The following is a 6,521-nucleotide window of genomic DNA, read 5'->3' on the forward strand; positions in this document are numbered from 1 at the left end:
CTTACAACTCGAAGCTGGCGGCGACGGAGTGCGTAAAAACTAGCGACTGGCAGTCGACCTTTCTAGCCAGTCAGCACGCGTCATTTCCCTAGGTCATCAAGCCCTAGCCGCAGGTTTGAGTCGGAAGCTGACGCCCATACGGTTGAACGCATTCATTGCGGCAATCGCCGCTGTCAGGTCAACAAGATCCTTTTCAACAAACATCGCCGATGCGGCTGCATAAGCTTCGTCGGATACCTGTGTCTCGCTTACCCTGGTGACTTCTTCCGCCCAAGCCAGTGCTGAGCGCTCCTGATCCGAGAACAAATATTGCGCTTCATGCCATACCGGCACTAACAGCACCTTGTCCACTGACATACCTGCTTTTATCAGATCACGTGAGTGAAGATCAATGCAATGAGCGCAGCCGTTGATTTGAGACACTCTGAGAAACACGAGGTGGATCAACGAGGCTGGCAAATTTGTCGCGGTGGTCACGAAATGATGCACGCCGCCGAGGGCCTTAGCTGCACCAGGCGAAGCTTCAAACCAATTGAGACGATTCATGATTTCTTTTCCTTTGTATGAGCGATGAAGAGCGTGGCCGCTTGTTGGCATACGGCCCAGTTGAGATGCAAACCTAAACACTTGGAGTAGATGTCGGCCCTGAAGCGGACTTTAGACATGATCCACTCGACGGCTATGCCTAACAAAGTACGCCTGCACATCACCGTACCCTGTTGCCCTTCCAGTATTCAGTGACTCCACCCCCTTGGCGGTACCTTCAACGGTGAAGTAATGCACCTGAGTGAGACCGATGGTGGCAAGGACGGCGGACAGGTAGGGGCGCAGAAAGTCCGGTTGACGGGCCTGTGGGCCGTTGATGTAGCCCCCGCTAGCGATTGCGACGTAAACCGGACGATCCGTCAGATTTCCGACTTTGCCTTTGGCGGTGCCCACAAACGTTTTGCCCACGCGTACCACATGGTCGATCCACATCTTGAGTGGAGCGGGCACGCTGTAGTTGTGCATCGGCGTGGCAATCAGCAGTACGTCGCATGCTTGCAGTTGGTCGATCAATTCGTTGGAACGGCTCAACGTACTGTCCCGCCCACTTGCCGTGACTACGCGTTGATTCGCTAATGCCTGGGCGTAAGGGGCATCGACTGGGGCCATGGTGTTGAGGTCTAAATCGGTCAACTGGATACCCCTTCTGCCGGCCTCGGTGGCCAAGGCGAACAGGATCTGCTGGGACAGCTTCAGACTTTCCGAAGCCTCTGCATTGGGGCTGGTGACCAGGCGAAGAATGCGCAAAGGAGCAAGTGGCTGTTGGGACGATGTCATGAGGTTTGCCTCCTTGGATGTGCATGCGGGTTATGGCGTATCGAACTGTTTTTGAAAGCGCAGTGCACCCGTCAACATGCCTTCACGGAAGTAGAAACGTTGCGCGCGGGCGTTGGCCAAACCCGTGTCGAGCACCAGCCGTGCACAACCGCTGGCGCGCGCCAGTCGTTCCAGAGCTTGCAATAAGCGCGATCCCCACTGGCTACCCCGCTGAGCCTCGGCGGTTACAAGGTCATCGACATACAGGAATGCGCCGTAGACCAGGTTTTCCTGAAAGCGGTAACTAGCCAGTGCTACAAGAACGCCTGCGTCATAAGCGCCAATCAGGCGATAGCCTTCAAGGCGCATACGCTCGATGCGGCTGACGAAGTCGGCTTCGCTCGTCAGATGAGGGCGCAATTGATGCATTACCGGGAATGCGCTGCACAGGTCATGGGTGCTGTCCAAGGGACGCAGGGCGGTATCGGCCAGGTCGAGCACGCTGGGTATGAAGTTGTGCAAAGGGAATTTCATGGGAGTTGCCCTCATCAGTAGGTGATGGAGCTATATTGGACTACCATTGACCCACTTGATTGATCCAAGAAATGGGATATGAACTAGGCCATGATGACCTCCCCCAAGCCGCCTTTTGCTCCCTTGGAAGAGCAGTCCGCCTTGCCCCTGTATCGTCAACTGTACGACCGCGTGCTGGCCGCCGTTGCCGCTGGCACGTTGTCCCCCGGTGACCGCTTGCCGTCGGCGCGCGCCATGGCTAAGGAGCTGGGGGTGGCACGTGGCACCGTCGAACTGGCCTATTCGCTGATGGCCAGCGAAGGGTACCTCCTGGCGCTCGGGCAGAAAGGCACCGTAATCAATCCTGAACTGCAGAAGCCTGTGTCAGCGGCCACCGTATTGCCAGTCAGCAGCCAAGTGATCGAAGACGCGCCTGATTCGCTCTGGCGTCCACCGCAGCTGTTGCCGTTCCAGATGGGGGTACCGGCGCTGGATGCATTTCCGCGCAAGATATGGGCGCGTCTCGGTGCTCGGTATCTCCGTGGGATGCGTCTGGGAGATCTGGACTATCCAGCACCCCACGGCCTAGCAGCGTTGCGCAGCGCCATTGCTTCGTATCTGCAGGTGTCCCGAGGTATCGATTGCGGTGCCCATCAGGTGTTTATCACCAGCGGTTGGCGCAATAGCCTGTCCTTAGTCGCACATACCCTGTTGCAGCCAGGCGAGTGTGCCTGGGTGGAAGACCCGGGCTATCCCACTACGCGCCAGGTGCTCCGCCAGTTCGGCCTGGACCTGGAAGCGGTGCCGGTTGATGCAGAAGGCATGAACGTAGAACACGCCATCGCGGGCTCTCGGGCTGCTCAAGTCGTCATGGTGACACCAGGGCATCAGAGCCCGCTGTCGATGGCACTGTCGCTGCCACGCCGACAACTGCTACTCGATTGGGCTGCCCGCACCGGTGGCTGGATTGTCGAGGACGATTACGACGGCGAGTACCGCTACGTCAGCCGTCCACTTCCAGCGCTGGCCAGCTTGGATCGCCATGGGCGCGTGCTGTATGCCGGCACCTTCAGCAAGGTGCTGTTTCCCGGTATTCGCCTGGCTTATCTGGTGGTGCCGCAGGCGCAGGTGGCAGCGTTCGAGCGCGTCGGACGGGCCTTGTTTGCTGCCGGGTCACCGTCAATTACCCAGGCTTTGGTGGCGGAGTTCGTTGCCGAGGGACACTTCGCTCGGCATATCCAACGTATGCGCCGCCTCTACAACGAGCGACGGGCATTGACCATCGAAGCACTGGAGCGGAGTTTGCCGAAGGGTATGCAGGTGGAACGCTCGCCAGGCGGTATGCACCTGGTACTACGTTTACCGGAGGACGTAAGCGACACCGCCCTGGCCGAGCAGGTGCTGGCGAGGGGCATGTCGGTACAAGCGTTGTCGCGCTGGGCTGCCTCATCGCAGCGTCAGTCAGGTCTGCTCTTGAGTTTTACCAACTGCGCCACGACTGCTCCAGGCGAGCAGCTTGGCGCGTTGATCAGCAAGTTACTCAATTGAGGTTGGCCTTGTTCAGGCCGAAGAGTTCATCGGACGAGCCCGGGATCGCCTGGAAAGCCACATTGAGGCGATTCCAGCCATTGATGGCGACGATCAGGAACGACAAATCCGACAGCTCCTGCTCGGAAAACTGCTCACGCGCACTCGCGTACAGGCTGTTGGAGATACCATGAGGCGGCAGTTGGGTCAGGGCTTCAGTCCACTCCAGCGCCGCCCGCTCTGCTGGCGAAAACAGCTGTGACTCACGCCAGACGGCCACGTGGTGAAGACGCAGCTCGCGCTCGCCATGGATCTTGGCCTCTTTCACATGCATATCCACGCAGAATGAACAGCCGTTGAGCTGCGAAGCGCGCAACATGATCAGGTGGGCAAGATCGGCCAGTAGCGGCTTCTTGCTCAGTTGCAGGGTGAGCTCCACCAGTTTGTTGGACGCTTGGGGAGACAGTTTGAAGTAATCAAGGCGGTTGTTCATGGGGTAGTTGCTCGTAGTGGGTGGATGGTTGTTGGAGCCCACTGTAGCAACGCTTGGAATAGCCCCACAGGGCCAAGATGGTAGCTTCGAACTAGGCCATATCTGTATCGAAGTGCGCCATGATCACCTATCGAGCGATAGGGTCGAAGGGGCGCAATGGGCCGTTTATTGGCCTCCGCGAATGGCCGCAATGGGTCGAAAGCAGCCATTCACGACCGGCCACTAACGCCCCTAGACGGTGGGCGCATCGAGCGGCTCAAGCTGCATATACATCCTCAATCAGAGCCCACAGCCTAGCCGCCTCGGCAAACTCGAGCATGTCGGCCAATTGGCCCGCATCAACGTCCCCGCGTCGGTGCGCAGAAATAGCGAGCTCGGCAAGTACCCCGGCTCGGCCATCCGGATCGGTTATCAGAGCGTGCTGGTCATTGAGTTCGGCCAGCCAGGCCGACGGCAAGCTCAACATTTAACCGTCCACAGCTGATCGATACGCGTTGTGTAGGATTGGCTCATCATCTCCCTCCTCATCCCCCAGTCCGGTGTCGCCGGCACGCTGGCGGCTCGCATTGTCCCCCTCCCCCAGCGCTCGTTGATGTCATCCATCACCTGCATCAGTCGGTCACATGCCACCGATTGCTTGAGCGCAAACAAGTCCTCTGAAAATTCACCTGGTTGGCCATGCACGCGGAGATCAACGACAGCGACCCCATGCGCCGCGATCGCCGCGCGCCGGAGCGCCGCACCGCCCAATTTCGAATCGTTCGCAAGGCCGAAGCCTTGGAACTCCACGCCTGACCACCCGAGGATCAACCATGCAGACAGCAATGCACCCTGCTTTCGAGCAGAAGCTTGCCGTGCTCGCGGCCCTGCTCGAGCGCAGCAAGTCAGTGAGGGCCGAGGCCCATGCCAAGGTCAGCCAAACCGCCCCTCGCTACCAGGCGTGCGGCAAAGGCGCAACGTGGGATGTCGTTGAAATCGCCACCGGCGCCGTCCAGGGCTTTGCCTTCAGCTACCGCACCGCAATGCGGTTTGTGGATGTGATGGAGGCAGGCGCTGCGAGCAAAAGAGGTGGCCCGCAATGATCGGGCAATCGAACAGCCGAGACCAGATTCTGGCTCAGCTCAATGCCAGCATCGACAACTTCTTCGGCAGCGGTGGCTCCGTTGAAACCCTGCCCGGGTTCGAGTACGTGCCACACCGGCCTCATCGCGACCTTGAGCCAAAGCGTGCATCGGTAGCCGCCCCACCCAACAAACGAGTGGAGGCGCGCCTGAAAAAGCTCGATGAGCTCCGCGAGCTGGCAAAGACCATGACCTACAAGGAGGCCATGGCTCACACCGGCCTCGTCCAGGCGACTCTCGTTCGCGCGGCATCACAAGGCAACTTCAAGTTCCAGCGTGACCCCAACTACGGGAAAAGCAACCTGGGCAAAAAGCTCAGCGACCCCGTTGAAGACAGGTCGAAGGCAGAGAAGATCGTCGCCTACCGCAATGTCGGAATGTCCAGGGTAGACGTTGTGCGTGAGCTGAACATTTCCTTCAAGCAGCTCGGCCGACTGATCCGAGAGTTTGAAATCGACTTCCCGACTACTGCCGAGAAGCGAGCGAAGAGAAACGCATGAACCGCATCACCGCGCGCGTCCGGCATGGATTTTGCCGTGCACCACTGAAAACCACGCGATTGCGAAGTGATCGCCGGCAGTCTCCGGGGAGTAGGTGCTGCGGCTCTTGCCGGATCGGACCCAAGCCACATAGTCGCGCCGGGCCTGCGTCAGCTTGGCAAGCAAGGTTTCGTAGGCGTACATCGCGATCTGGGGTGCTGGCGTGACGCCTACAAACAAGGCCCGTTCAACCATGCGCCCGGAGGTGTCGCACCAGTGGCGATATGAGAGAGGTCGGCAGCCAAACACCCTGGCCACGATCCCGCTTAGGTGGCGATCCCAGGTTGGCCGGCGGTTCGCCCTAGACTTCTCCGACTGGACCTCGTCCACATCGCTCAGGCGCACATCCAGCTCGGTGAGTCGATACTCGCGCATCAGCGCTTGGGCCTGGCGCATTGCAGTGGCCGCCTCGTTCTCGTTCGAGCTTTTGGACAGGGCCAGGCAGCGCTTGATCTTGCGGATGACCCGCTCGAGCTTGCTCTCGTCGTGCTGTTGTTCGGGCATGTTGTGGTCCTTGCGTGCAGGCGCCGCCCTCCCGGGGAGGCGTTATCGTTGAATAGGGGAAGGCGCTGGCGGGCAGCGCTGAATTGAGCTATTGCTTCGATCTCGGTCAATCCACTCAAGGAGCGTGAGATGAAGCGACTAATGATTGGTGCTTTGCTGGCGGTGTCTGGCGCTGCCCAGGCTGGGATTCCACTGCTGAACGCGACGTGCCCAGGAAACATTGAGGTACACGCCGACAAGGGCGGCCCGATTTACATCAATGGCAAGGAAGGCAAGCTGAAGAAGTTCAACGAGAACTACTTCGAAGCCAAAGGCAGCGGGGTGACAATCTCGCTGTCGATCAACCCGGACGGCTCACCTGATGTCTCGTATACCGGGAAGAACCGGGCCAACGGGATTTGCCAGGTGAAAAGCGAAGGCTCCTGAGGCGCTGTCGGGCAGCGCTGAAGGATCAGGCTCGACTCAGGAATTCCTGGCACCTGCAGTTGAGGTTTGAGCAGTGGCTTTGGCCAACCCAGTCAG

8 protein-coding genes and 3 pseudogenes are annotated in these 6,521 nt (G+C 59.2%); 5 read left to right on the forward strand and 6 right to left on the reverse strand.

Annotated elements, in window-relative coordinates; all coding sequences use genetic code 11:
- Positions 1 to 96: 96 nt before the first annotated feature.
- The 3 genes from ACF8MI_RS02880 to ACF8MI_RS02890 form a co-directional block, all read right to left on the reverse strand.
- Complete coding sequence (locus tag ACF8MI_RS02880; RefSeq protein ID WP_060501481.1) at positions 97 to 546, reverse strand: carboxymuconolactone decarboxylase family protein; 450 nt, start codon at positions 544 to 546, stop codon at positions 97 to 99.
- Positions 547 to 657: 111 nt separating this feature from the next.
- Positions 658 to 1,323 carry an FMN-dependent NADH-azoreductase gene (locus ACF8MI_RS02885; RefSeq protein WP_060501479.1) on the reverse strand — a complete coding sequence of 222 codons (666 nt, stop codon included), beginning with the start codon at positions 1,321 to 1,323 and terminating at the stop codon, positions 658 to 660.
- Positions 1,324 to 1,353: 30 nt separating this feature from the next.
- Entirely contained in the window at positions 1,354 to 1,836 is a 483-nt protein-coding gene (locus tag ACF8MI_RS02890; protein WP_104834787.1) for a GNAT family N-acetyltransferase, read from the reverse strand.
- Between the two features lie 90 nt (positions 1,837 to 1,926).
- On the opposite strand from ACF8MI_RS02890, the gene ACF8MI_RS02895 reads away from it, so the two are divergent.
- Positions 1,927 to 3,363 (forward strand): PLP-dependent aminotransferase family protein, encoded by a 1,437-nt coding sequence (locus ACF8MI_RS02895; RefSeq protein ID WP_060501475.1) that lies wholly within the window; start codon positions 1,927 to 1,929, stop codon positions 3,361 to 3,363.
- Here the strand turns inward: ACF8MI_RS02895 and ACF8MI_RS02900 are convergent.
- Positions 3,356 to 3,835, reverse strand: a complete 480-nt coding sequence (locus ACF8MI_RS02900) for a carboxymuconolactone decarboxylase family protein (protein ID WP_012314955.1) — start codon at positions 3,833 to 3,835, stop codon at positions 3,356 to 3,358. The two genes, ACF8MI_RS02895 and ACF8MI_RS02900, sit on opposite strands and share 8 nt — an antisense overlap.
- Positions 3,836 to 4,294: 459 nt before the next feature.
- A pseudogene (locus ACF8MI_RS02905) lies at positions 4,295 to 4,540 on the reverse strand (DUF4113 domain-containing protein); the annotation flags it as partial.
- Between ACF8MI_RS02905 and ACF8MI_RS02910 the strand changes: the two are divergent.
- The 3 genes and pseudogenes from ACF8MI_RS02910 to ACF8MI_RS02920 form a co-directional block, all read left to right on the forward strand.
- A pseudogene (locus ACF8MI_RS02910) lies at positions 4,508 to 4,630 on the forward strand (helix-turn-helix transcriptional regulator); the annotation flags it as partial. The pseudogenes ACF8MI_RS02905 and ACF8MI_RS02910 overlap by 33 nt on opposite strands.
- A 17-nt stretch (positions 4,631 to 4,647) precedes the next feature.
- A complete protein-coding gene (locus ACF8MI_RS02915; RefSeq protein ID WP_200929333.1) occupies positions 4,648 to 4,917 on the forward strand; it encodes a hypothetical protein in 270 nt (89 codons plus the stop codon).
- A complete protein-coding gene (locus ACF8MI_RS02920) occupies positions 4,914 to 5,456 on the forward strand; it encodes a hypothetical protein (RefSeq protein WP_200929332.1) in 543 nt (180 codons plus the stop codon). Before ACF8MI_RS02915 ends, ACF8MI_RS02920 begins: the two co-directional genes overlap by 4 nt.
- Before the next feature lie 24 nt (positions 5,457 to 5,480).
- Here ACF8MI_RS02920 and ACF8MI_RS02925 read toward each other — a convergent pair.
- Positions 5,481 to 5,999: pseudogene (locus tag ACF8MI_RS02925) on the reverse strand (DUF2786 domain-containing protein); the annotation flags it as partial.
- 129 nt (positions 6,000 to 6,128) lie between these two features.
- Here ACF8MI_RS02925 and ACF8MI_RS02930 point away from each other — a divergent pair.
- On the forward strand, positions 6,129 to 6,425 hold the full coding sequence (locus ACF8MI_RS02930) for a hypothetical protein (protein WP_200929331.1): 297 nt from the start codon (positions 6,129 to 6,131) through the stop codon (positions 6,423 to 6,425).
- The last annotated feature ends 96 nt before the right edge of the window (positions 6,426 to 6,521 follow it).

The organism is Pseudomonas sp. yb_9 (assembly GCF_043103635.1).
Lineage (GTDB): Bacteria > Pseudomonadota > Gammaproteobacteria > Pseudomonadales > Pseudomonadaceae > Aquipseudomonas > Aquipseudomonas monteilii.

Coding starts and splice junctions, on each gene's coding strand:
- ACF8MI_RS02880 (WP_060501481.1), bottom strand. CDS start 546: ATGAATCGTCTCAATTGGTTTGAAGCTTCGCCTGGTGCAGCTAAGGCC.
- ACF8MI_RS02885 (WP_060501479.1), bottom strand. CDS start 1,323: ATGACATCGTCCCAACAGCCACTTGCTCCTTTGCGCATTCTTCGCCTG.
- ACF8MI_RS02890 (WP_104834787.1), bottom strand. CDS start 1,836: ATGAAATTCCCTTTGCACAACTTCATACCCAGCGTGCTCGACCTGGCC.
- ACF8MI_RS02895 (WP_060501475.1), top strand. CDS start 1,927: ATGATGACCTCCCCCAAGCCGCCTTTTGCTCCCTTGGAAGAGCAGTCC.
- ACF8MI_RS02900 (WP_012314955.1), bottom strand. CDS start 3,835: ATGAACAACCGCCTTGATTACTTCAAACTGTCTCCCCAAGCGTCCAAC.
- ACF8MI_RS02915 (WP_200929333.1), top strand. CDS start 4,648: ATGCAGACAGCAATGCACCCTGCTTTCGAGCAGAAGCTTGCCGTGCTC.
- ACF8MI_RS02920 (WP_200929332.1), top strand. CDS start 4,914: ATGATCGGGCAATCGAACAGCCGAGACCAGATTCTGGCTCAGCTCAAT.
- ACF8MI_RS02930 (WP_200929331.1), top strand. CDS start 6,129: ATGAAGCGACTAATGATTGGTGCTTTGCTGGCGGTGTCTGGCGCTGCC.